Source organism: Vibrio sp. YT-19(2023) (assembly GCF_033337395.1).
In genome coordinates, this window is the sequence record NZ_JAWOQN010000042.1 from 1 (window position 1) to 23,955 (window position 23,955).

Annotated in this window: 21 protein-coding genes and 1 riboswitch; of the genes, 11 read left to right on the plus strand and 10 right to left on the minus strand. The window is 46.2% G+C overall.

The annotated features are described in order from the left end of the window. Positions 1-319 precede the first annotated feature (319 nt). From R7E78_RS21510 to thiH, 8 genes are all read left to right on the plus strand, one after another. The gene (locus R7E78_RS21510; protein ID WP_318058220.1) at positions 320-1,702 is read left to right on the plus strand and encodes a multicopper oxidase family protein; all 1,383 of its coding nucleotides are present in this window, start codon (positions 320-322) and stop codon (positions 1,700-1,702) included. Positions 1,703-1,825: 123 nt separating this feature from the next. Beyond that, complete coding sequence (crcB, locus tag R7E78_RS21515; protein WP_176311215.1) at positions 1,826-2,209, plus strand: fluoride efflux transporter CrcB; 384 nt, start codon at positions 1,826-1,828, stop codon at positions 2,207-2,209. A 60-nt stretch (positions 2,210-2,269) separates the two neighbouring features. After that, positions 2,270-2,368: riboswitch (TPP riboswitch) on the plus strand. A 163-nt stretch (positions 2,369-2,531) separates the two neighbouring features. Beyond that, a complete protein-coding gene (gene thiC, locus R7E78_RS21520; RefSeq protein ID WP_053306506.1) occupies positions 2,532-4,472 on the plus strand; it encodes a phosphomethylpyrimidine synthase ThiC in 1,941 nt (646 codons plus the stop codon). Beyond that, positions 4,472-5,887: a thiamine phosphate synthase gene (locus R7E78_RS21525; protein ID WP_318058221.1), complete on the plus strand. Its 1,416-nt coding sequence runs from the start codon at positions 4,472-4,474 to the stop codon at positions 5,885-5,887. Before thiC ends, R7E78_RS21525 begins: the two co-directional genes overlap by 1 nt. Further along, the gene (locus tag R7E78_RS21530; protein ID WP_054702534.1) at positions 5,874-6,647 is read left to right on the plus strand and encodes a HesA/MoeB/ThiF family protein; all 774 of its coding nucleotides are present in this window, start codon (positions 5,874-5,876) and stop codon (positions 6,645-6,647) included. Before R7E78_RS21525 ends, R7E78_RS21530 begins: the two co-directional genes overlap by 14 nt. Positions 6,648-6,685: 38 nt before the next feature. Further along, positions 6,686-6,940: a sulfur carrier protein ThiS gene (gene thiS / locus R7E78_RS21535; RefSeq protein WP_054702541.1), complete on the plus strand. Its 255-nt coding sequence runs from the start codon at positions 6,686-6,688 to the stop codon at positions 6,938-6,940. 5 nt (positions 6,941-6,945) lie between these two features. Then, the gene (locus R7E78_RS21540; RefSeq protein WP_318058222.1) at positions 6,946-7,713 is read left to right on the plus strand and encodes a thiazole synthase; all 768 of its coding nucleotides are present in this window, start codon (positions 6,946-6,948) and stop codon (positions 7,711-7,713) included. Between the two features lie 34 nt (positions 7,714-7,747). Further along, complete coding sequence (thiH, locus tag R7E78_RS21545) at positions 7,748-8,860, plus strand: 2-iminoacetate synthase ThiH (protein ID WP_039988745.1); 1,113 nt, start codon at positions 7,748-7,750, stop codon at positions 8,858-8,860. A gap of 114 nt (positions 8,861-8,974) precedes the next feature. Here the strand turns inward: thiH and R7E78_RS21550 are convergent, their stop codons facing one another. Continuing rightward, positions 8,975-10,765 (minus strand): aminopeptidase P family protein, encoded by a 1,791-nt coding sequence (locus R7E78_RS21550; RefSeq protein ID WP_025768964.1) that lies wholly within the window; start codon positions 10,763-10,765, stop codon positions 8,975-8,977. Positions 10,766-10,968: 203 nt separating this feature from the next. Then, a complete protein-coding gene (locus R7E78_RS21555; protein WP_005378791.1) occupies positions 10,969-11,910 on the minus strand; it encodes a LysR family transcriptional regulator in 942 nt (313 codons plus the stop codon). A 107-nt stretch (positions 11,911-12,017) separates the two neighbouring features. Between R7E78_RS21555 and R7E78_RS21560 the strand changes: the two genes are divergently transcribed. Both R7E78_RS21560 and R7E78_RS21565 read left to right on the plus strand, forming a co-directional pair. Further along, the gene (locus R7E78_RS21560) at positions 12,018-13,211 is read left to right on the plus strand and encodes a multidrug effflux MFS transporter (RefSeq protein ID WP_005382927.1); all 1,194 of its coding nucleotides are present in this window, start codon (positions 12,018-12,020) and stop codon (positions 13,209-13,211) included. A 91-nt stretch (positions 13,212-13,302) separates the two neighbouring features. Continuing rightward, positions 13,303-13,584, plus strand: a complete 282-nt coding sequence (locus tag R7E78_RS21565; protein WP_005378786.1) for a hypothetical protein — start codon at positions 13,303-13,305, stop codon at positions 13,582-13,584. Between the two features lie 31 nt (positions 13,585-13,615). Here R7E78_RS21565 and R7E78_RS21570 read toward each other — a convergent pair whose 3' ends face one another. The 4 genes from R7E78_RS21570 to R7E78_RS21585 all read right to left on the minus strand — a co-directional run bounded on the left by R7E78_RS21570 (position 13,616) and on the right by R7E78_RS21585 (position 16,069). Further along, positions 13,616-14,071, minus strand: coding sequence for a DoxX family protein (locus tag R7E78_RS21570; protein WP_318058223.1), 456 nt, complete (start codon positions 14,069-14,071; stop codon positions 13,616-13,618). A 10-nt stretch (positions 14,072-14,081) separates the two neighbouring features. After that, positions 14,082-14,840 (minus strand): DNA-binding domain-containing protein, encoded by a 759-nt coding sequence (locus R7E78_RS21575; protein WP_318058224.1) that lies wholly within the window; start codon positions 14,838-14,840, stop codon positions 14,082-14,084. After that, positions 14,837-15,709: a DUF692 domain-containing protein gene (locus tag R7E78_RS21580; RefSeq protein WP_064368859.1), complete on the minus strand. Its 873-nt coding sequence runs from the start codon at positions 15,707-15,709 to the stop codon at positions 14,837-14,839. Before R7E78_RS21580 ends, R7E78_RS21575 begins: the two co-directional genes overlap by 4 nt. Positions 15,710-15,808: 99 nt before the next feature. Continuing rightward, on the minus strand, positions 15,809-16,069 hold the full coding sequence (locus R7E78_RS21585; RefSeq protein WP_005378779.1) for a DUF2282 domain-containing protein: 261 nt from the start codon (positions 16,067-16,069) through the stop codon (positions 15,809-15,811). A 281-nt stretch (positions 16,070-16,350) separates the two neighbouring features. Between R7E78_RS21585 and uvrD the strand changes: the two genes are divergently transcribed. Next, the gene (uvrD, locus tag R7E78_RS21590; protein WP_005378778.1) at positions 16,351-18,525 is read left to right on the plus strand and encodes a DNA helicase II; all 2,175 of its coding nucleotides are present in this window, start codon (positions 16,351-16,353) and stop codon (positions 18,523-18,525) included. Positions 18,526-19,507: 982 nt separating this feature from the next. Here the strand turns inward: uvrD and ggt are convergent. From ggt to rarD, 4 genes are all read right to left on the minus strand, one after another. Beyond that, positions 19,508-21,274, minus strand: coding sequence for a gamma-glutamyltransferase (gene ggt, locus R7E78_RS21595; RefSeq protein ID WP_318058225.1), 1,767 nt, complete (start codon positions 21,272-21,274; stop codon positions 19,508-19,510). Positions 21,275-21,385: 111 nt separating this feature from the next. Next, positions 21,386-22,045, minus strand: a complete 660-nt coding sequence (locus R7E78_RS21600; RefSeq protein WP_005378776.1) for a LysE family translocator — start codon at positions 22,043-22,045, stop codon at positions 21,386-21,388. Positions 22,046-22,136: 91 nt separating this feature from the next. Next, positions 22,137-22,934: an AraC family transcriptional regulator gene (locus R7E78_RS21605; protein ID WP_318058226.1), complete on the minus strand. Its 798-nt coding sequence runs from the start codon at positions 22,932-22,934 to the stop codon at positions 22,137-22,139. A 73-nt stretch (positions 22,935-23,007) separates the two neighbouring features. After that, positions 23,008-23,925 (minus strand): EamA family transporter RarD, encoded by a 918-nt coding sequence (gene rarD, locus R7E78_RS21610; RefSeq protein WP_005378774.1) that lies wholly within the window; start codon positions 23,923-23,925, stop codon positions 23,008-23,010. Positions 23,926-23,955: the final 30 nt, after the last annotated feature.

The window sequence follows — 23,955 nt, forward strand, 5'->3', positions numbered from 1 at the left end:
GGGTGTAGCTCCAATTGGCAGAGCAGCGGATTCCAAATCCGCGTGTTGGGAGTTCGAATCTCTCCACCCCTGCCATATATCAGGCTCTGACTTAGGTCAGAGCCTTTTTTGTATCTGGTTTCTTCTCATTATTACAGCTTATTTCTACTCTTATCCCGTAAGTATGGCTTTCTGCTGTACTTTGGCAGCATTTAATCTACTGAACGAACGAAACTACAGTTAGCTGTAATGATCAGTGGCCCGAAATTTTAATAATAAAGGGGAATCACTATTTATATTTAGTTACACTCAACCGATCTGGATTAATGAGTAACTATGTATGGATATATCTCGTCGACGCTTTCTTCAATCATCCTTAGCAATCTCCGCGCTTACCGTTCTACCTGCATGTTCTCTATCTAGGAGCACTAATAAGCAGGGGCAATATATATACGATATTACTGCAGAGCCTTCTACTGCAGAATTGGTCCCTGGGTTTAACACAGACGTACTCGCATTTAATGGTTCGATTCCAGCGCCTACGATTCGTTGTCGCCAAGGCGAGAGAGTTATAATTCGGTTTACTAACAAGCTTTCAGAGCCGACTACAATCCACTGGCATGGCTTGCGAATCCCTATTGAAATGGATGGTGTACCTTTCTTAAGCCAGTTGCCTATCATGCCGGGTGAAACATTCGTTTATGAATTTACACCACCAGATGCGGGCACATTTTGGTATCACCCACATATGAATAGTGTGAAGCAGCTTGGTAAGGGCTTAGTTGGGCTAATTATCGTTGAAGAGGCTGAGCCTGTTCTATTTGATGAAGAACAGGAAATAGTTCTAAAGCATTGGCATTTAGACAAGCAAGGACAATGGAAGAACCTTATGGTGCCGCGCTTGAGTGCACGTATGGGGACTCCCGGAGAGTGGAGTAGCGTCAATGGTGTCCATGAGCCTGTTTATGCGCTGAAGCAGAATGCCACTACGCGATTAAGAATTGCTAATGTCGATAATACCATTACTTACCCGATCGCTATAGAAGGGGCAGAGGCTTGGGTTATTGCTATAGATGGTAATCCTGTTAAAACGCCTTATAAGCTCACTCAGCACAAAATTGGTCCAGGAATGAGGTTAGATATCGGATTGATTGCTCCGAAGGCTGGAACACGTGTTTATGTGCGTCAAATGAAAGGACGCTTCCCATTCCCTTTGTGCGAGTTTGACGTTGTTGAGTCTGACTTGCCGAGCAACCAGAAACTGCCTTTATTACCTCTCAACCCTGTGCCAGCTCTCGATTTGAAAAATGCAGAGCAAATCGATTATGTGTTTGAGTGGGAGGGGGCGATCACTCCTGCTGATAAATCGGGCAAAGCGATACCTAAGTTCTGGCTGATGAACAAACGGGCTTGGGAGGGAATGAGCAAAGATAATATTCCAGCGCCGCTTTCAACATTGGAGATGGGAAAAACCTATATCTTCAACCTAAAGAACGTCACCCAATATCATCATCCTATTCATCTTCATGGACACACATTTACGGTTCTTGAGTTAGATGGCAAAAAACTCGACGAACCGTTTCATACCGATACGGTCTTGCTTGGAAATAACGGCAGTGCGAAAGCGGCATTTGTTGCAGATAACCCTGGACGTTGGATGTACCATTGTCATGTGATCGAACACATGAAGACGGGTTTGATGGGCTACATCGAAGTAAAGTGACTCCTGTAACTTTTAAAATCTTGATAAGTTTTAAGCGCTATACTTTGCTGAATTCTAAGATTGTATAATCACTATTGCCGTAAATTTGATTACAATGTCGCCATTAACTTTTCTGGGGGAATTATGGGACAACTATCCGTTTTGGGTTTTATTGCATTGGGTGGTGCATTTGGTGCATGTTCTCGTTACTTAATTTCTGAACTTTGTGTCATTTTATTGGGGCGTGGTTTTCCATATGGTACGTTAACCGTTAACGTTGTTGGCTCATTTATGATGGGCTTATTGATAGCAGCTTTCGATAGTGAACTTTTGGCAACGGAACCTTGGCGACAAGTGATTGGCTTGGGTTTTTTAGGGGCACTAACGACGTTTTCCACCTTCTCGATGGATAATGTGTTGCTTATGCAGCAGGGCGCTTTCTTTAAGATGGGGTTGAACGTATTGTTGAATGTCGTGTTAAGTATTTCAGCTGCGTGGATAGGCTTTCAATTATTGATGCGCAGCTAGCAAAGTAGTTAAAAATTGAACAGGTCGGCTTGGTTTCACCAAGCCGTTTTTATATACTGACATCACTTGTCGGAGTGCCATAAGGCTGAGACCGTTAATTCGGGATCCGTTGAACCTGATCAGATTAGAATCTGCGAAGGGAACAAGAGAAGATATTCACACCGGAGTTCTTTCTGGTTGATCTATCAAAAGTCGAATGTTGTTACAGGCAAATATCGTAAGCTTTAACTAGCCTTAATTTGACTCCTCTTGTCGCATCTATCCGCCAAGCATTTTTATCCAATTACTTTTTATCTAGTATAACAAAGCAAGGAAAAATGCTATGTCGAGTCGCAAACAAGCGAGACTGGAAGCAAAACAGTTCATTGATACACTCTCGGTACAACCGTACCCCAATTCAAGCAAAGTCTACGTAGAAGGCTCACGTCCAGATATTCGTGTGCCAATGCGTGAAATATCACTCGCTGATAGCCTTATTGGGGGCACAAAAGAAGCGCCTATATTCGAACCTAATGAGCCAGTACGCGTTTACGATACGTCGGGTGTATACACAGATCCAGAGCACACCATAGACCTCTATAACGGCTTACCTAAGCTGAGAGAAGGGTGGATTGAAGAGCGCGCCGATACTGAGCTACTTGATGAAGTAAGCTCGGTGTACACCAAAGAACGCTTAGAAGACGAAACACTAGACGATCTTCGTTACGGTAATCTACCACGTATTCGACGTGCCAAAGATGGCCATTGTGTGACTCAATTGCACTATGCTCGCAAAGGTATTATTACCCCAGAAATGGAATATATCGCGCTGCGTGAAAACATGGGGCGTGCCAAGTATCGCGATGAAGTGCTGAATCAACAGCATCCGGGTCAAAGCTTCGGAGCGAACCTACCAAAAGATATTACCGCCGAATTCGTGCGCAAAGAAGTCGCCGAAGGTCGCGCTATTATCCCTTCCAATATTAACCACCCAGAATCCGAACCAATGATCATTGGACGTAACTTTTTGGTCAAAGTGAACGCCAACATCGGTAACTCATCGGTCACTTCTTCGATTGAGGAAGAAGTAGAGAAGCTCGTTTGGGCGACACGTTGGGGTGGAGATACCGTTATGGATCTCTCTACTGGACGTAACATCCACGAAACTCGCGAGTGGATTCTACGTAACAGTCCGGTTCCGATCGGTACCGTTCCAATGTACCAAGCGCTTGAGAAAGTGAACGGTGTTGCGGAAAACCTTAACTGGGAAGTGATGCGCGATACCCTGATTGAGCAAGCAGAGCAGGGCGTTGACTACTTCACTATCCATGCCGGTTTACTACTTCGTTATGTGCCAATGACTGCAAAACGCGTTACTGGCATCGTTTCTCGTGGTGGCTCTATCATCGCGAAATGGTGTTTAGCGCATCACCAAGAAAGCTTCTTATATACCCACTTCCGAGAGATCTGTGAAATCTGTGCTAAGTATGATGTCGCACTATCTCTCGGTGATGGTCTGCGTCCTGGTTCGGTTGCCGATGCTAACGACGAAGCGCAATTTGCAGAGCTTCGTACTCTTGGTGAGTTAACCAAGATTGCATGGGAATATGACGTACAGGTGATTATCGAAGGTCCTGGTCATGTTCCAATGCATATGATCAAAGAGAACATGGAAGAGCAGTTAGAGCACTGTCATGAGGCTCCTTTCTATACCCTTGGTCCATTGACGACAGACGTCGCTCCTGGCTACGACCATATTACTTCAGGCATTGGCGCTGCGATGATTGGTTGGTATGGCTGTGCGATGCTTTGCTACGTAACTCCTAAAGAGCATCTTGGTTTACCAAACAAAGAAGACGTGAAAGTAGGCATGATAACTTACAAGCTTGCTGCGCACGCCGCGGATTTGGCGAAGGGACATCCTGGTGCACAAGTTCGTGATAACGCGCTTTCTAAAGCTCGCTTCGAGTTCCGCTGGGAAGACCAATTCAACTTGTCACTCGATCCAGATACCGCGCGCGCTTTCCATGACGAAACCTTGCCTCAAGAGTCTGGAAAAGTTGCTCACTTCTGTTCGATGTGCGGGCCAAAGTTCTGCTCGATGAAGATCTCGCAAGAGGTTCGAGAATATGCGAAAGACACTGAGCAAGTTGCTGCGGACCAAGCTATCTCAATCAAAATGCTGGATGACCCTCTTGAGGGGATGCGTCAGAAATCGCAAGAATTTAGAGAGTCAGGTTCTGAGCTATACCACCCAGCAGCACATGCCGAGGTAAGTGACTAATGAGCAAAATCCTTATTCCGTCATCGTTGATTGAACTGACTGGTTTAGTTCAACAATGTTTGTTGTTGGCGAAAGAACAGGGTTTTAGCATCGAAGACATTGAGTTGGGTGTGAGCCCAACTCAATCTATTCAGCTTGTTCGCGGCCAACAGATCACACACATAACGACTGATCTCATTGATGATTATGACTCTGAGCATGAGAGTTCATTTGTGCTCTATTACCGTTCTGCTTTGTCGGTAGAAGCATGTGCTAAGCAACCGTCGAAAGCGATTTATATTTGTATTGCTGATACGCAGGTATCCGATGAAAAGGAGAAAGTGCTTCAGCTTGATATCTGGCGTCACCCAATTAACAACGAAGTGAGAGCGCTTTCCGTTAAGTCCAAATTCAACGCAATGTTCGATCCTGAACATCACCTTGCTTGGATAGTAACGCTGACAGTACTCGATTTCCCTATCGAAGATGCGTTAACACTTGCTCGAGGAATGCTAACTCAACAAGCGAATGTTTCACGTGAAACACTGTTGAATGACAACCTTGATGAGGGACGATCTACTCAATGGGCTGACCAATTTGATGATTTCCCCACACCTGTACTGGAGGATAACCGACTAGGTATTCAAGTTGGTTGGTCTGCACAGGGTGAGAGCGTTAGCTTTCCAACTCTAACTAAGCAAAGTCTAGGGCTCTATCCAGTCGTTGATGATGTTGCTTGGATTGAGCGTCTACTGCCACTAGGCATCAACACTATTCAACTGCGAATCAAGAACCCACAACAAGCCGATTTAGAACAACAGATCATTCGAGCAATTGAGCTAGGTCGTCAGTATCAAGCACAAGTGTTCATCAATGACTATTGGCAGTTGGCAATCAAGCATGGCGCTTATGGCGTCCACCTAGGACAAGAAGACATAGAAGAATCGAATTTGGCTCAGCTAACTAAAGCCGGCCTTCGTCTTGGTCTTTCTACCCATGGTTATTATGAGCTACTACGCATCGTACAAATTCATCCTAGTTACATCGCGCTAGGGCATATTTTTCCAACCACCACAAAACTGATGCCATCGAAACCACAAGGCTTGGTGCGCTTGGCTCTGTATCAAAAGCTGATTGATAGCATTCCTTATACAAATACAGAGGCTACTTTCCGTCCTTCAAAAGACAAAGCAGTTAGTGACCATGTGCTTGGCTTTCCGACGGTCGCGATTGGTGGTATTGACCAATCTAATGCAGACCAAGTTTGGCAAACAGGTGTTTCTAGTTTGGCAGTTGTGCGTGCTATTACGTTGGCAGAATCACCTCAGTCCGTCATCGAGTTCTTCGCACAACTGATGAAGGAAAGACAGCTAACGTTTACTGATCAGAATAGTGAATTGGCGCATAACAAGAGAGGCGAGCATGCTCACGGATAAGCAGTTTCTTCGCTATCAGCGCCAAGTAGCTCTGCCTGAAATTGCCGAAATTGGGCAAGAACGTTTGAGTAAATCGCATGTGCTGATCATCGGTTGTGGTGGGTTAGGGAGCGCAGCGAGTTTGTACTTGGCATCAGCGGGGGTTGGTAAATTGGTTGTGGTTGATGACGATAAAGTTGATAGCAGTAACCTACAACGTCAGATCATTTATCGTGAACAAGACCTCCAAGTTGCGAAAACAAAAGCGACTGTAAAGCAATTGACTGAACTTAATTCTATGGTTCAAGTTCGTGCTATCAATAAGCGATTAGACAAAGCACAGCTGCAGCTTGAGGTGATGTTGGCGGATGTGGTTTTGGATTGCACCGACAACATGCCAACGCGTCAGCTAATTAACCAAGTTTGTTTCGAGCAAAATACGCCGCTCATCTCGGCGGCGGCAATTGGTTGGCAAGGGCAATTTGCTGTCTTTGATTACCAAACACCAAGTGAACAAGAAGCGCAGAGTAAAGCGTGTTACCGCTGTTTGTATCCGTTCGACGAATTACCACAAACGCAAAAGTGCAGTGAGAGTGGTGTCGTCGGTCCGGTGGTGGGCACACTTGGCAACTACCAAGCGATAGCGGCAATTCAAAAACTGGCGACGGGAAAGTTTCATGTCGAGACTGCCAAGTTACACCTGTTCGATGGATTGAAGCTGCAATGGCAAACCATGGCGATAAGCAAAGACAAACAGTGCCAAGTGTGTGCTCAGATTTAGCTTACGGGTAATGGGCAGAATTAAGAGAGTTGGAAGCAATGACGTTATCAGAACAACAAACAACACAAATGACAGCTGCTGACTTAGATGTGATCACTATTGTCATCAATGGCCAGTCACATCAAGTTGCCAGTGAGTCAAATCTACAGCAAATCATTAGTCAATTTGCGCTGCCTGAAATGGGCTGTGTTTTTGCAATTAATAACAATGTTGTGCCGTGCAGTGAGTGGGCTAGCACAGTTCTTTCACAGGGAGATAGCATCTCTTTGTTTCAAGCGATCGCAGGGGGTTAAAGTCGATGCTTAAAATTGGTGATAAACAATTCGAATCAAGACTGTTCACGGGAACAGGGAAGTTTGCCAACAGCCGATTAATGGCAGAAGCGATTCAAGTATCGGGTTCTCAACTTGCGACCATGGCGTTGAAGCGTGTGGATGTGAACGACCAACAAGACGATATTTTGCTGCCGTTAGTACAAGCGGGTGTGAACTTATTGCCGAACACCTCAGGTGCAAAGAATGCTAAAGATGCTGTGTTTGCAGCACAATTGGCGAGAGAAGCGTTGGGTACTAACTGGTTAAAACTAGAAATTCATCCAGACCCGAAGTACTTGATGCCCGATCCAATTGAGACACTAGCAGCCGCTGAGCAACTGGTTCGTGAGGGTTTCATTGTCCTTCCTTATTGTCATGCTGACCCGGTTCTGTGTAAACGATTGGAAGAAGTAGGCTGTGCAGCGGTCATGCCATTAGGTGCGCCGATCGGTTCTAACAAAGGGATAGTTTCTCACGATTTCCTAGAGATCATCATCGACCAATCTAATGTTCCTGTCGTTGTTGATGCGGGTATTGGTGCTCCTTCACATGCCGCGCGTGCGATGGAAATGGGCGCGGATGCCGTGCTCGTTAATACTGCGATTGCAGCTTCGAGCGATCCCGTTGCGATGGCGAAGGCATTTAAGTTGGCGGTAGAGTCGGGGCGTATGGCTTATGAAGCCGGACTTGCTGGTAAGGTTTCTCATGCGGTTGCGTCGAGTCCACTGACGTCATTCTTAGATGAGCTTTAGTACTAGATTGGTTTAGCTATTAAGCGAGGAAAACATGAGCTTCGTTGAACAATTTAAGCAGCTTAATTGGGATGACATCTCGATGTCGATCTACGCGAAAACGGCACAAGATGTCGAGCGAGCATTGAATAAACCCAAGCGTGATTTGGAAGACTTTAAAGCGCTAATTTCACCAGCGGCTGAAGCGTACTTAGAGCAAATGGCGCAGCTGTCATACTCGGCAACTCGCAAGCGTTTTGGTAATACCATGTCGCTTTACATTCCACTGTACCTTTCTAACTTGTGCGCCAATGCTTGTACTTATTGTGGCTTCTCTATGGAGAACAGAATCAAGCGTCGTACTTTGAATAGGGACGAAGTGGCTGCAGAAGTTGAAGCCATTAAACGCATGAAGTTTGATAGCGTATTGCTGGTGACTGGCGAGCACGAAACTAAAGTGGGTATGAAATACTTCCGCGAAATGGTGCCTATGATTAAGAAGCGCTTTAACTATTTGGCGATGGAAGTACAGCCACTTGATCAAGACGAATACGCTGAGCTCAAGACATTGGGTTTGGATGCGGTGATGGTCTATCAAGAAACGTATCATCCTTCGACTTACGCCGAGCACCATTTGCGTGGCAACAAGATGGATTTCGAATACCGATTGGATACACCCGATCGTCTTGCAAAGGCGGGCATCGATAAGATCGGTATTGGTGCTTTAATAGGGTTGGAAGAGTGGCGTACCGACTGTTTTTATGTGGCAGCGCACTTGGACTATCTTGAGCGCACGTATTGGCAGACTCGTTACTCGATTTCTTTCCCGCGTTTGCGTCCTTGTGAGGGTGCGCTCCAACCCAAATCAGTCATGACGGATAAGCAACTTGTTCAGCTGATTTGCGCTTATCGTTTGTTGAATCCAGAAGTGGAGTTGTCATTATCGACTCGTGAGTCACCGAAGTTTAGAGATAACGCATTGCCTTTAGGCATTACCAGTATGTCTGCTGCATCGAAAACTCAGCCGGGTGGTTATGCGATGGATGATGTTGAACTCGAGCAGTTTGAGATCAGTGATGAGCGAAGCGCAGGTTCTGTGGAAGATATGATTCGAGCCAAAGGGTTTGACCCTGTATGGCGAGATTGGCACTCGGCGTATTCTGGTTAAGTAGCAAAGAAAGCCACTAGTCATCGTTATGTTTCACGTGAAACATAGGCAAAAAAAGAGGGTTGATGCAAAACATCAACCCTCTACTTTTTTCTAGCTTCTAGCTTCTAGCTTCTAGCTGTGTGCTACTGGTAGCGTTGCTTGACGAAGCCACTCTTTCACATCACCCTCAACAAGTGGGCTGATCTCATCCCATACCTTCTGATGGTAATCATTCAACCAAGCAAGCTCTGGACGAGTTAGCATATCAACGTTGATATTGCGCTTGTCGATTGGACAGCGTGTTAGCGACTCAAATGATAGAACAGGGAAGTCACCGTTAGTTGGGGTTTCAACAACAAGCTCTAGGTTCTCGATACGGATACCAAACGCATCCGCACGGTAGTAACCTGGCTCGTTGGATAGCACCATACCTTCTGTTAGAGGCACGTCGATTTGCTTCTTCGAAATGCTCGCCGGACCTTCATGAACACTTAGGAAGTGACCGACACCGTGACCAGTACCGTGATCGTAATCGTAGCCCTCCGCCCACAGGTGCTGACGAGCTAGCGTATCGATTTGGTAACCACGTGTGCCTTTCGGGAAACGTGCACGTGCAACACCGATGTGGCCTTTTAGCGCGAGAGTGAATTGTTTAATCATCTCTTGTGAAGGCTGACCGATCGCGATGGTACGCGTAATGTCTGTCGTGCCATCTAGGTACTGACCGCCTGAATCCACTAGGTAAAGTGTGTTCAGTTCTAGCTTGCCAGGTTCAGGTTGGTTTTCGTGGTTGTAGTGACACATTGCCGCGTTGCCGCCCGCAGCTGAAATGGTATCGAAGCTAAGATCCATAAGTGTCGGGTCTTCGCTACGGAACGCTTCCAGTTTGTCTGCCAGCGTCGCTTCATCATGCAGGTTACCAGCAACGACTTCAGCATCTAACCAAGATAGAAACTTGCTCATCGCCACGCCATCACGGATATGACATGCTTTCATACCTGCGATTTCAACGGCGTTCTTCGCCGCTTTTGGCATTAGGCATGGATCAGCTTTACTCACCACAGATGCGCCAGCATTTTGTAGAACCAATTTAAACCATGCGTTACTTGTTGCAGGGTCAACCAGTACATTCTTGCCAGTTAGGTTTTCTAGTCGTGCTTGCAATGCTTCTGGGTGATGAACCGTCACGCCGGCACCAACATGAGCGTCAAACTCAGCAGGTAGGCGAGCGGGATCTAGGAAGTATTCCACGCTTGAGTCTGAGTGCAGAATCGCGTGAGAAAGCAGAACTGGTAGACGTGAGACATCTAGACCACGAACGTTGAGCAACCAACAGATAGAATCAAGTGCTGTGATCACTGCGCTGTCTGCACCGGCTTTTTTCACGAGCTCTGCGATTTCTTGGCGTTTGCTTTCACTTGATTGTCCAACTGTTTCTGTTGCCATTAGGCGAACATCAGAAACCACAGGAGCAGGGCGGTCGTGCCACAGTTCATCAATTGGGTTGCTATCGAGAATCTTAAGCTCAAGGGTACCTGCAAGTTTTGCTTGTGCCATGTCTAGCCAAGCAGAGTTGTGCATGCGAGGGTCGATTGCCACAGACGCGCCATTTGCAAGATGGTCTTTAATCCAATCTAGTGCAGGCTCTTCAATCAAGTGACGGTATTCGAATAGATCAGCAGGAACCTGCTTTGTTACTTGTACTGTGTAGCGACCATCAACAAAGATAGCGGCTTTGTCTTTGGTGATTACCGCAGCACCAGCAGAACCAGTAAAGCCAGTTAGCCAATGTAAACGCTCGTTGTGCGCTGGTACGTATTCGCCCAAGTACTCGTCTTCATGTGGGACAAGTAGGGCATCAATATTATGTTGTGCTAGCCATTCGCGAATTGCATTCACGCGGCTTTGGGTATCGTTGTGCATCTGTGTTATTCCTTCAAATTACCGCTCCTTCATGCTCAGGTGTGGGAGCTGTTTCCATCTGCTTCATGCAGTTTACGATTCCATTGAGGTTCGCAATCACTTCAATAGAGTCGGAGTACAACTAGGCCATAGATGAGCCAAAAAGGACTACGACAGTTAAGCTACTCATTTTAGCCGCTAAGCGCAAATTGAGCGCGGTGTTTTTATCTAAGGTGATCGGTTTTTTGTGTGATCATCGTACGTAGCCAGCCTAATGCAGGGTCGTTTTCTCTATCTCGGTGCCAGAATAAAGTGTAAGCCATAGGTGGGAATTCTAACGGTAGTGGCAGCACGACCAAATCAAGCTGTTTGGCCGCAAGTTGCACAAAATGACTTGGCGCAGTAAAGATAAAGTCGGTGTATGAACATAAACTTGCGGCACTGTTAAAGTCGGGCACGGTGACGGCAATATCGCGGTCGGCGCCAATATCTGCAAGGCGATAATCTAGCAACCAACGGTCGTTGCCATCACAACGTACTTGTACATGGCGTAGGGCGAGATAGGCTTCCAGATTCCAAGGTTGTTTTAGCGCAGGGTGGTTTTTGCGAATGATGCACATTTGGTAATCACGATAAATTTCCAACTCGCAAATGTCATCGGGTGGTTGAAGAGTCAGCTTGGCATCGTTTATATCGATATCTTTTCCAGTTAAGCCTAAATCCAGTTCGCCGCGTTGAAGCATTTTAAATGTATTATCCGACCACGGGTGTGTGCTAATTGTCACGCCAGGTGCTTGTTGAAAAATCGCCGGTAAGAAATGGGGTAGAATGAGAGGGTAGACACTCTCTACCGCTGCTATTTGAAAACGGTATTCACTGCTTTGCGGAGAAAACTCTTCGGGTTGAGTCAGCACTTCTAACTGATTTATCAACAGATCCAGTTTCGGTTTAAGAAACAATGCGCGCGGCGTAGGTGTTAATCCATGTGAGTTTCGAGTGAAAAGCGGGTCATCAAATTGAATGCGCAGTTTAGCCAGTGATTTACTTACGGCGGATTGGCTTAAGCACAATCGGTGGGCCGCACGAGTAACGTTTAACTCTTCAATCAGTACTTTAAAGCAGACCAATAGATTTAAATCGATACGAGCCAGTTTTTCGACGTTCACAGTGAATTTCCTCTGAGGAATAATGCTCATGATTATACATCATTTCCATTCATATCATCAGATGATTAAGCTTTACCCAAAGTTCTTTATCCAATTCGGAGTGTTGTGTGTCTAGCCAGTTTTCTAATAGTAAAAAACAGATGGCGTTATTGACCCTTTTGGTTCTTTTTAGTCCTTTAGCGATTGATATTTATCTACCTGCTTTACCTCTTATTGCTTCCACTTTTCAGGTCGATAATGCGCTAGCACAAGACACGATCACTTGGTTCTTATTTGCTATGGGTGTTGGTCAGCTATTCGCAGGTCCCTTAGCAGATAAACTCGGACGTCGAACTGTTGCATTGGGCGGTATCACCATTTACGCGATGAGCGCTTTATTGGCGTGGAGTGCTCAAAATATTGAGTGGATGTTGGTTTCCCGACTGCTACAAGGCTTAGGTGCGTGTGCGACATCGGTAGCAGCCTTTGCAACAGTTCGCGATATCTTTGGCCCGGAAAAAAGCGGCAAAATGATCAGCTACCTTAACGGTGCGATTTGTTTCATTCCGGCTTTAGCTCCAATTCTAGGTAGCTGGTTAACTCAGCAATTTGACTGGCGTGCTAACTTTAGCTTTATGGCGGGTTTTGCTGTGGTGTCTGGATCATTGATGTTTTTCATGATGAAAGAGACTAACCCGTCAACAGAAAAGCAAGCCGTGTTTAAGCTTAGTCGGTATTGGGCAGTGCTTAGCACACCATCTTTTGTTTTCCATGCGTCATTATGCTTGATGGCGATGGCGGTTATTCTTGCTTACGTTACCTCAGCACCGTCGGTATTGATGACGGGGATGGGGCTGTCTATGAATGAATTCACTTTCTGGTTTGGTGTAAATGCGGTGATAAACATTGCGGCATGTATGCTGGCGCCTAAGTTTATGGAGCGCGTTGGAACTCACAACACCTTGGTCACCGGGATCTCAACTCTGGGCCTCGCAGGTGTGATCATGCTAGTGATGAATGGTCAGAATACCGCGCTTTCTTTCATGCTACCTATCTTCATGTCTTCTGTAGGTTTTGCATTCATTCTGGGTGCAGCGGCAGGGAAAGCGTTAGAACCGTTTGGTGATAAGGCGGGCACGGCAGCTGCACTGCTTGGATTGTTCCAAATGAGTGGCTCTGGTTTGCTGGTGGGTACACTGCAACGCTTATCTCTGGATCCACAAACCTTGATCGCAATTCATATGTGGGTCCTATTACCTGCGTTGGTCGTTCTGTTTACAAAAGCAGGGAAGAACTGGCACTCGAGCTTTGCGAAAGCGTAAATCAGTGTAATTTAGTATTTTCCAATGTAAGTAAGGCGTGTATATTTGTCACTCAGACTTTTCCTGACACCATAACGGAACTCAAAAAGTAATGTCGTTAACCACGTATGAAATGGCTCGTATTCTAGAGCAAATGGAAGATTCACCAGAAAAGGTGATGTTTGGCAAGTTGCTTAATGAGCTGGGTAATCAAAGCTCCGAGCGTATTCGTAGTGCGGCTAAACAAGTACCTCTACCAATTTTGCGTGATATCGTGTACCAATTTCAGCAAGTGATTGAGTCACGCAAAGATGAACAAGTCGAGCAGATGGCAAAAGACCTCGCTCAGCAAGGTATCTCAGCAGAAGAGCTACTGGCTTACTTGAATAAATAATAAAAAATCCCCGCATGATGCGGGGATTTTTTTAGCTCGTCATTTTCTTTTTCAGGATGTGGTCCAAAGACAGCGGTCCTGGCCCCCATACGATTATGATAAGAATCATCAATCCCCAAAGTTGGTGGTCATAAAAACCTTTCTCCCACAACAGTGGGTAAGAGATCACTGCGATGATGTTGAAAACAAACAGCATTGCTGCCATCGGGCGGGTAATCAATCCCAGTGCCAAGAACATCGGTAGAACCAACTCCGCAGCCGTACCTAAATAAGCCGCCAATTCCCATGGCAAGATTGGCACTTGGTATTCCAGCTCAAATAAGTACAGCGTGCTATCCCAAGATGAGATTTTGATTAGTCCTGAATTGAAGAACACCCAAGCAACCCAAAAGCGACAAAAGAGAAGTAGTAAAGGGACAAAGCCTGCTTGTAAGGTACTGATTAAATCGTCGTACCGATTCACTAAGTTTTTAACCGTATCCGTCATAGAGTGCTCCTTAGATTGATTGCAATGTAAAGCCGTCAACAATATCGAGTGCCATGATGCGATTGAGATGAGCGAGTAAAACTTCAGGTATTTCGCTCAAACTCTGCTTCTGCTCTAAACATTGCAGCAGTTGGAACACATCGGCATCGAGTGCGTGACACAAGGCTTCTCCATTGGCTTGAATCGAGATGACACCTTGCTGTAATTGGTTGATATTAAGTTGTTCGAATTGCCCAGTTTGAATCGCACTAAATAGATCGAATACTGCGTAGTTGGAGTCAAAGCTGCGGCAGCCCTTTTTAAGGTGTAAGACTAAAGCGGGTTGTTGCTCTTCACTCACTTCGCCAAGTAACGCAAGCGGTTTTAATTCCGCTGCATTGGATTGTTCATACTGTGCTTGACGAGCTAGGTCGATATGCCACTCGAAGCGTGCGACTTCAGGGCTGTAAGGTGCTTGTGCGATCACCTGACTGAACTGCATGATGGTGTCTTGAAAGCCTTCGCCATAATGCACCACATTTCCTTCTTCTAATGGGTAAGAAAGAACATGCTGGCGAGATATCTGTTCAAAGCATTCTTCACCAAGCAGCGCTTCAACCATCGGGTAGGTCGCGGATAACACCTCGCTTAAGCTGACGATAAAGTTATTGCGGTAAATCTGCATGCGTTCATCAGCGGTTAACTTATCACTGGCAATATCGCAATCTTCACCGAGTGCTTGATAATGTAGGGCTTTAGCAAACTGGTTTTGTAAGGTGGCTAGATTCATGATGCCTTCCTTGGTTCGCTTTGTTCACTTGGAAGTGTGCCTTGCAACAGCAGTTGCGATGCTTTCTGTGCTTCTCCCAGTAAGACTTCTGGCGCGGGAATATCCAAGTCCCATTCAATCAACGCATGACGTGGACCGTGTTTTTTTGTCCACTGTGAAAACAACTGCCAAACTTCATCGCTAACTGGGCGGCTATGGGTATCAATCCATATCTCACCTTTGTCGAGTTGTTTAATGGTAAAACCTGCCAAGTGAATCTCATCCACTTTGTCGGCTGGAATCGCATCTAGGTATGTGTCGCAATCAAAACCGTGGTTGAACGCCGAAACATAAACATTGTTTAAATCGAGCAATAAACGACAGTCAGTGCGCTTTTGCACTTCGGTAAGAAACTCCCATTCGCTGATGGTCGAATGTTGAAACTTCACATAACTAGATGGGTTCTCTATCAAGATCTCGCGTTGCAAATATTCCTGCACTTCATTCACGTTACGAGTGAACACGTTGAGCGCTTCTTCCGTATACGGAAGTGGAAGCAGGTCATTAAAGTAGTGACCGCCGTTTTCACTCCAACTTAAATGGTCAGAAACAAGGATTGGGTCGATTGAGTCAATCAGTGATTTAAGTTGCGCAAGATGCTTTTGACTAACACGTTCCACCGAACCTAGCGACAAACCAATACCGTGGCAGCTAATTTGATATTGCTCGCGAAGCGTTTGTAGCTGATGGCGCTCTGTTGCATTGGGTTGGAAATAGTTTTCACTGTGGATTTCTAACCAAGACAACTCAGGCTGGGATTGGCTAAAGTAATCGAGGTGTGGGGTTCTTAATCCAACTCCAACAAGGTCGTGGAAGGTGTGGTGTTTCACGTGAAACTCCTTTTCAAATCGTGCGGGAAGAGAAGGATGCGTCTTGGCTTTGCGTTGGTTGAGCGTCAACGCATCCTCACAATAGCTAGCGATAAAAGATTATGAAGAAGAAGTGCTACCGCCAGCGAGTTTGTCACAAAGACCTTTTGGTACGACTACGAATGCGTCTTTTTGGTTATCTTCTTTAGAAGTACCAGCGCATGAGCTGCTTTTTGTTGCACAGTCGTTTTTACCTGCTTTAGAAACGCCATAGCACTTTTCTTTTTCAGCAGCGACAGCTGGAGCTGCAGTTAGCATTGTGCCACCAAGAGCTAGAAGACCAGTAACAGCAGCAGTAACAGCTAGATTCGACTTTTTCATAATAAATTCCTCTGAATGATTTCCTTTACTTTAAGTTGGCAAGATGAATCGCCTGTTTTGGCGTTTTTGTTATCAACTTGCTTAACTTAAAAGATAGGAAACTGGCTAAAAAACTTTCAGAAAAATTTCTGAAGTAAATGGGTTTGCAGGGTCAAATAGGTATAACTAATTGATGTGTTGGGCAAAAAAACATCAATTTTTTTATCAAGTTTTGTCTAAACAGCACCCGGTTGTTTAGGTTATAATCGGTTTTTATGTATAAATAACCAGTAGCTCTCATCATGATGGATCCATCTCTATTACTCGACGGTTTGAACGATAAACAACGTGAAGCCGTTGCAGCACCTCTAGAAAACTTGCTCGTTCTTGCTGGCGCAGGAAGTGGTAAGACACGCGTTCTTGTTCACCGTATCGCTTGGCTGATGTCGGTCGAGCAAGCTTCTCCGTTTTCAATCATGTCGGTAACCTTTACCAATAAGGCGGCGGCAGAGATGCGTGGACGTATCGAAGAGCTAATGATGGGCAGTGCAGGCGGTATGTGGAATGGTACTTTCCACGGCATTTGTCACCGTATTCTGCGTGCACACTATCTTGATGCCAAGCTACCGGAAGATTTCCAAATCATCGACAGTGACGACCAACAGCGTCTGCTAAAGCGTTTGATCAAAGCGCAAAACCTCGATGAGAAGCAATGGCCAGCACGCCAAGTGGCATGGTGGATTAACGGCAAGAAAGACGAAGGTCTGCGCCCGTCGCACATTGATGCGTACCATGATCCAGTGACCAAGACATATCTGCAGTTGTACACCGCTTACCAAGAGGCGTGTGACCGTGCTGGTTTAGTCGATTTTGCGGAAATCTTGCTGCGCGCACATGAGCTACTGCGTGATAACAAGTTCGTCCGTGAACACTACCAAGCACGCTTTAAGCATATCTTGGTGGACGAGTTCCAAGATACCAACAACATTCAATATGCTTGGCTACGTATGATGGCGGGTCCTGAGTGTCACGTGATGATCGTAGGTGATGACGACCAGTCGATTTATGGTTGGCGTGGTGCAAAAGTCGAGAATATTGAGAAGTTTACGCTCGAATTCCCAAGCGTAAATACCATTCGTCTTGAGCAAAACTACCGTTCAACCAAGACCATTCTGGAAGCATCTAACACCCTGATTGCGAATAACACCGAGCGTATGGGTAAAGAGTTGTGGACGGATGGCGTGGTCGGTGAGCCTATCTCGGTTTACAGCGCTTACAACGAATTAGATGAAGCCCGTTTTGCGGTGAACAAAATCAAAGAGTGGCAAGACAAGGGCGGTGCTCTGAATGACGCTGCGATGCTTTACCGTAACAACGCCCAGTCGCGTGTTCTGGAAGAAGCGTTAATTCAAGCCGGTCTGCCTTACCGTATCTACGGCGGCATGCGATTCTTCGAACGTCAGGAAATCAAAGATGCCTTGAGCTACATGCGTCTGATTGCCAACCGTAACGATGATGCGGCGTTTGAACGTGTGGTGAATACGCCAACGCGTGGTTTGGGCGATAAGACGCTTGAAACCATCCGCTTTGCGGCTCGTGATCGTGGTTGCACCATGTGGGAAGCGAGTGTGGCAATGTTGGACGAGAAGGTGCTTGCTGGTCGCGCTGCTGGTGCTCTGAGCCGTTTTATCGAGCTTGTCACCGCGCTAGAAGACGACACCTTAGAGATGCCGCTGCATCACCAAACTGACCATGTGATTAAATACTCGGGCTTGTTCGCGATGTACGAGCAAGAGAAGGGCGAAAAGTCTAAGGCACGTATTGAGAACTTGGAGGAATTGGTGACCGCAACTCGCCAATTCGAGAAACCAGAAGAAGCCGAAGACATGTCACTGCTGACGGCATTCCTAACCCACGCAGCACTAGAAGCGGGCGAAGGACAAGCGGACGAATTTGAAGATGCGGTTCAGCTCATGACATTACACAGTGCGAAAGGTCTAGAGTTTCCATTGGTGTTTATGGTCGGTGTGGAAGAAGGCATGTTCCCAAGCCAAATGTCGGCAGAAGAAGCAGGGCGCTTAGAAGAAGAACGCCGTCTGTGTTACGTAGGCATGACCCGTGCGATGCAGAAACTGTACATCACTTATGCTGAAATGCGTCGTTTGTACGGTCAGGATAAATACCATAAACCGTCTCGCTTTATCCGTGAACTGCCAGAAACTTGTTTAGATGAAGTACGAATGAAGGCGCAAGTTAGCCGTCCTTCAAGCAGTGGTCGATTTAGCCAAACTGTTGTGAAAGAGAGCTTTAATGAAACCGGCTTTACGCTAGGTTCTCGTGTGATGCATCCAAAGTTTGGTGAAGGCACCATCATCAACTTCGAAGGCAGTGGTCCACAGAGCCGTGTACAGATTGCCTTTAACGGTGAAGGCATCAAATGGTTGGTAACTGCTTACGCACGACTAGAGAAACTGTAAGGCTTGACCAAAACTCATACCAATCGTAGTAAATAACTGGTCATTCTAGCTTGTTAAAATACTCGATAACTGCGTTGCAATTTTTGATTGTAGAATAACTACTTATCGAAAAATTGCGCCTTGTTCTCAAGCATTTTCCCTACGCTATTTCTGATCACTTATTTACTGTGATTGGTATCATCAACTTAAGAGCTGCTTCGGCGGCTCTTTTTGTTTGTGCAGTTTTGGTGTCGCTAACGTAGGAAAAAATGGAATGATAAATGGATTTCGAAAGCGCGATTTAACTATACCGTTTGAAGTGAAAGGTGGGCGTTGTGGGTGAATGTCTGCTTTCAGAAGAGCTGCTAAGAAAAACTTTAGGCAAAGAAAAACCCCGAGGGCTTGCGCCCATCGGGGTTATAGTCTTACTCGCAGCAATCCGGCTACTAAGAGTGCTCCATGCATCTAATCCATGATAGTGTGCTGAATCCGTCAGCTTAATCCTTACGTCGCCTTCCTAGCGGTGTCCTTAATGACCTTATCCTGGTCTGCTAACTATCCTCGTTAGCTCTCATCACTTGTTCCCTGAGCGGTGTCCCTGACATCATCCTGATGTTCAAATCCTTGCCTCGTCCAGAGGTGTCCATTTCCCGTCCTTAGTAGCAACCATCCTAGTCACTATTGATTCCGTTCAATGTCCAATTTTGCAATCCATGCCCGACTATTCATCCTGAATAACCGTTTCTTCTTCCTGAAGTTCACCAAGTCCGTGGTGTTTCCTGTTCCGTGTCAGCATCCTTCCGACAGGTTTAATATTACGTGTTTAACGATTTCCAACAACGGGCTAATCTCACATTTTTTAACTCTCTTAGCGTTCAAAAAAGATACATGAGTATCAAATTCAATGGCTTATGCTCTTTGCTGTACGGTTTTACCATTAAAAAAGAGAGGTTTGCTCAACCCTTTGTGAGAGATCTCGCACAAGGGGTCGAGCGAAAGACTCTTACTGCCCGATAGCGGCACCTTCACGTCTTGGATCCGCAGCGCCTTCAAGACCGTCTTTTGTTATTCGTATCGCATGCAGACCAGAGTTCAAATCCCGAACATCGGTTTTAAAGCCCATCTTCTCCAGAGCAGGCTTTAAGCCCTCTGCGGCGGTACCTTGCTCAATATCTAAGGTGCCAAAACGGTTCAGCAATCGTGGCTGATTAATCGCGCTTTGGATGTCCATATCCCATTGCGTGTGGGCGATAATGGCTTGTGCGACGTAACCAATAATGCGGCTGCCACCCGGTGAGCCAATTGCCATGTAAGGTTTGTCATCCTTCATCATAATGGTTGGTGCCATGGATGAACGTGGGCGTTTTCCCGGTTCTAAGCGGTTCGCGATTGGCACACCATCTTGATGCGTGCGGAAAGAGAAATCGGTCAGTTCGTTATTGAGCAAGAAGCCGCGTACCATCAAGCGTGAGCCAAAGGCGTTCTCGATGGTTGTTGTCATTGAAACCACATTGCCTTGCTTATCGACGATATTGAAATGGCTGGTGGAAGGCAGCTCGATCGATTGGTCCATGCTTAAGTTCATGGCGTGCGACCAAGGAGGATTACCGGCTTCAGCCTTACTCAAGGCTTTACCGACTTGAATGAGCTCAGCACGTTGTTTGAGATAATCTTTATCAAGCAAGCCTTCGGTTGGCATTGGCACATAATCTTGGTCAGCCATGTATTTACCACGATCCGCGAACGCAAGGCGCGATGCATCGGCGATCACTTGCCATGATTTCGCGCTTTCGGCTCCCCAACCTTTAAGATCGTATTGCTCGGTGATCGCGAGAATCTGTCCAACCGTCAATGCGCCAGAGCTAGGTGGTCCCATGCCGCAGATGTCATAGCTTTGGTAAGCCGCACAAACCGGTTCACGTTGCTTGATTTGGAACGCATCAAAGTCAGGTTGTGCCAATACGCCAGGGTTGCCCGGCGCATTTTGTACTGTCTTGATGATGTCTGTGGCGATATCGCCTTGATAGAAAGCTTTTGCCCCTTGCTCTGCAATTGCCGTCAGAGTTTTCGCGTATTCAGGGTTCTTCAACAACGTGCCTTCGGCTTTTGGTGAGCCATCTGGATTGAAGAAGTAAGCCTTAGTCGCAGGGAAGCGAGATAGGCGCTTGGCATCTTTTTCAATCAGACTCGCGAGGCGAGGACTGACTTCGAAACCTTGCTCAGCCAAGGTAATCACGGGTTGGATTATCTTCTTCCATTCCAACTTGCCGTATTTCTGGTGCGTGTCCCACAGCAGTTTCACTGTACCAGGAGTGGCAACGGAACGCCCACCGACAACCGCATCGTAAAATTGCAGTGGTTGTCCTTTGTCATCTAGGAAGAGTTTCGGCGTTGCGGCGAGCGGTGCGGTTTCGCGTCCATCATACGTAGTCAGTTTTTGTTTCTCACTGTCCCAATACACTAAGAAGGCGCCACCACCAATGCCTGAAGATTGGGGTTCTACTAAGCCCAGCATCAGCTGCACGGCAACCATAGCATCAATAGCATTACCACCTTGTGCAAGAACGTCTGCCCCAGCTTGGGTGGCAAGTGGGTTGGCTGCGGTAACCATATAATCTTTCGCTTTGATCAATTGTTTTTGCTCGAAGCCAGTGCTGTGCTCCGGCGCAACTGCATCTGCTGCTTGGTTAGCAAAGACTGAGGTAGATAAGATTAGTGGGGAAGTAAGAAAAAGACCCGTGGTCACGAGTCGGTTGAACGTCCAATGCATGATGACTCTCCATGTTGCCAGTTTTGTGCTTTGAGCTTGGCAGTTATGGAGAGTCACGTCGAGTCAGCAATCTTAGAAATGTCGATTGTGCTACGCTTTTAAATCAGTACTTTATCCGATAAAAGTATTGATAGTTTGGTATAGAATACTGCCGCCCACTAGAGTAAATACCACGCCGCATAGACCGTCGATGTAGATACCCGCTTGTTGCAATTTACGCTGTAAGCGCTGTGTCGACAGCATCCATGCAAGGCTAGAGAACCAGAATAGCGACAAGCCAAACAGGATGACCAGTGCAATACCTTTGCCAGTAATCGACATACCTGCTGGGACTAAACTCGACATCAAACTGACAAAGAACACTAGGGCTTTTGGGTTAAGAATGTTGGTCGCAAACCCTTTAGCAAACGCTTGACGCTTATTGCTGATCACTAGGTTATTTTGCTTCTTAGGTTGATCCGTCAGTGGGTTTTGGATCATCGAGATCACGGCACGCAATGCGCCAATTCCCAAGTAGAGCAGGTAACTACCACCGAGCAGTTGTACCACGGAATACAGCACTGGGTGCTGGTGGACGACAAAACTCACACCTGTCAGGCTGAACAAAGAGTGCAGCAAAATACCGACAGACAACCCCAACGCAATGTACAAGCCAGTTTGACGACCATGACGCGTCGCGTTTTGTACGACCAGCGCAAAGTCCGGACCTGGACTCATTAGGGCAATAAAGTGAATGCTGGCGAGTGTCAGCAATATGGTGGATTCATTCATAACACATCTCAAATTTAACCAATGCGGCTATTGTCGTGGTAAGTCACCTGTGGCGCTTGTAAAAAACTGACAGCTTTCTCGGTAAATGAAATTAACGAGCCACTTGAGAAGGGGAAACGCCGTAGGTCTGTTTAAACGCTTTGCTGAAATGCGCTTGATCGTAGAAACCGATCTGGTGGGCGACGTCGGTACTACATTGACCAGCTTGCAGTAACTTCATGCCTTGTTCGAGGCGCAGGCGTGCGAACCATGCATAAGGCGTCATGCCAGTTTGCGCTTTAAAGTGGCGCTGGAACTGCGTTGGGCTCAGTTGGCACAGCTCTGATAGCGAATCCAAACGCACCGCTTGGTCGAGGTTCGCCATTAGATAATCTTTTAACGTTCCAAGTGATTGATTTCCTAATGGCACCACTTTTTGTCGCTCAAGCGATCCGTAGCGATCAAAAAGCTGGTTAAATCCTTCAAAAGGAAGGCAATCTTTGGTGAGTTGGCTGAGGTTTTCACGACGAAGTAGCCCGTGTAAGTTACTAAGTTGTGAAAATATCTGTGGATCCGAGATGATCAGCTCGTTGAAGTGTATTATTTGACCGTTTTGCTTAAGATCAGCCAGATCGCTCAATAGGAGAGGTTCGATCGCAAACACATTTACTTCGTAGCCACTCTCGAGCTTAGATTGCCCGTCGTGCAGCTCATCCGGCGGCATAATCACAATTTGCCCGTGACCAACTTGGTGGTTGTTACCTTGATATTGGAACTTCTGCGCACCATGCGTGATCAGGCCGAGATGAAAATCCAGATGGTAATGCCTTTGAAAAGCAAATTTCTGGTATTTCGCCTCTATTAGACTCAAGTTGTCATGGTCGGTTGCGTAGTACTGAATATGTTCCATTAAACAAAAAAAAGCTTGGTCACATTATGACCAAGCTTATCTGGCAATTTCTAACTTGTCTTGTAAAAAACGATCACTGTGGCTGAACGATTCGGCGTGAGCGACGGTTATTACGTAATCCATCAAAGCTAAACACGACTAGTGCTCCCCAAATAAAGACGAAAGTGATCGCTTTATCCATGGTAAAGGGTTCGCCATACATCAATACTGCAAGTAAAAACATTAAGCTTGGGCCTATATATTGGAAAAAGCCCAAAGTCGATAATTTGAGTCTTGTTGCTGCACCCGTAAAGCACAGCAGTGGCAGGGTTGTTATAACCCCAGCAGCGATCAACAAACTATTTAACGTAAGTGGATTCGTAAGCATATTTGAGGTTGGTGTATCGGCAATAAAAAGCAAATAAACAGCGGCCACCGGCAGCAGAAGTAATGTCTCGATAAACAAGCCAGTTTTTGCATCGACACTGACTTTCTTTCTTAATAAGCCATAAAAGCCGAAGCTCATTGCTAACGCCATCGCAACAACAGGTACGGAGCCAAATACAATCAGTTGAACGAGTACGCCACAACCTGCCAATACAACCGCGAACCACTGTAATTTGCGCAGTCGCTCTCCCAAAAATACCATGCCGAGCAAGACATTGATTAATGGGTTAATGTAATAACCTAAGCTGGCGTCGAGCATATGATTCGAGTTTACCGCCCAAATGAAAATCAACCAATTGCCGCCAATTAACATGGAACTTGCGATCAGGTAAGCGATTTTCGTTTTGTCTTTCGCGATGTGGTAAGCCGAGCGCCAGTGACGGCCAAAATGGAGGAGTGCAGCAAGCAAAAAGAAAGACCATATCACTCGGTGGCTTAGAATTTCCAAAGGAGATACTTGTGCGATGGACTTAAAGTACATCGGCGCAATGCCCCACATGGTATACGCACCAATCGCTAGCAAGATGCCTTGCCGCGCGCGTTGTTGTTCGTCTTCTGGTGTCATGAAGTGTCACCTAATTGTGTGTTTTATAGA

What these genes read in the sequence shown, in the direction of transcription:
- R7E78_RS21510 (WP_318058220.1), top strand. Translation starts at nt 320, where the DNA reads ATGGATATATCTCGTCGACGCTTTCTTCAATCATCCTTAGCAATCTCC.
- crcB (WP_176311215.1), top strand. Translation starts at nt 1,826, where the DNA reads ATGGGACAACTATCCGTTTTGGGTTTTATTGCATTGGGTGGTGCATTT.
- thiC (WP_053306506.1), top strand. Translation starts at nt 2,532, where the DNA reads ATGTCGAGTCGCAAACAAGCGAGACTGGAAGCAAAACAGTTCATTGAT.
- R7E78_RS21525 (WP_318058221.1), top strand. Translation starts at nt 4,472, where the DNA reads ATGAGCAAAATCCTTATTCCGTCATCGTTGATTGAACTGACTGGTTTA.
- R7E78_RS21530 (WP_054702534.1), top strand. Translation starts at nt 5,874, where the DNA reads ATGCTCACGGATAAGCAGTTTCTTCGCTATCAGCGCCAAGTAGCTCTG.
- thiS (WP_054702541.1), top strand. Translation starts at nt 6,686, where the DNA reads ATGACGTTATCAGAACAACAAACAACACAAATGACAGCTGCTGACTTA.
- R7E78_RS21540 (WP_318058222.1), top strand. Translation starts at nt 6,946, where the DNA reads ATGCTTAAAATTGGTGATAAACAATTCGAATCAAGACTGTTCACGGGA.
- thiH (WP_039988745.1), top strand. Translation starts at nt 7,748, where the DNA reads ATGAGCTTCGTTGAACAATTTAAGCAGCTTAATTGGGATGACATCTCG.
- R7E78_RS21550 (WP_025768964.1), bottom strand. Translation starts at nt 10,765, where the DNA reads ATGCACAACGATACCCAAAGCCGCGTGAATGCAATTCGCGAATGGCTA.
- R7E78_RS21565 (WP_005378786.1), top strand. Translation starts at nt 13,303, where the DNA reads ATGTCGTTAACCACGTATGAAATGGCTCGTATTCTAGAGCAAATGGAA.
- R7E78_RS21570 (WP_318058223.1), bottom strand. Translation starts at nt 14,071, where the DNA reads ATGACGGATACGGTTAAAAACTTAGTGAATCGGTACGACGATTTAATC.
- R7E78_RS21575 (WP_318058224.1), bottom strand. Translation starts at nt 14,840, where the DNA reads ATGAATCTAGCCACCTTACAAAACCAGTTTGCTAAAGCCCTACATTAT.
- R7E78_RS21585 (WP_005378779.1), bottom strand. Translation starts at nt 16,069, where the DNA reads ATGAAAAAGTCGAATCTAGCTGTTACTGCTGCTGTTACTGGTCTTCTA.
- uvrD (WP_005378778.1), top strand. Translation starts at nt 16,351, where the DNA reads ATGATGGATCCATCTCTATTACTCGACGGTTTGAACGATAAACAACGT.
- ggt (WP_318058225.1), bottom strand. Translation starts at nt 21,274, where the DNA reads ATGCATTGGACGTTCAACCGACTCGTGACCACGGGTCTTTTTCTTACT.
- R7E78_RS21600 (WP_005378776.1), bottom strand. Translation starts at nt 22,045, where the DNA reads ATGAATGAATCCACCATATTGCTGACACTCGCCAGCATTCACTTTATT.
- R7E78_RS21605 (WP_318058226.1), bottom strand. Translation starts at nt 22,934, where the DNA reads ATGGAACATATTCAGTACTACGCAACCGACCATGACAACTTGAGTCTA.
- rarD (WP_005378774.1), bottom strand. Translation starts at nt 23,925, where the DNA reads ATGACACCAGAAGACGAACAACAACGCGCGCGGCAAGGCATCTTGCTA.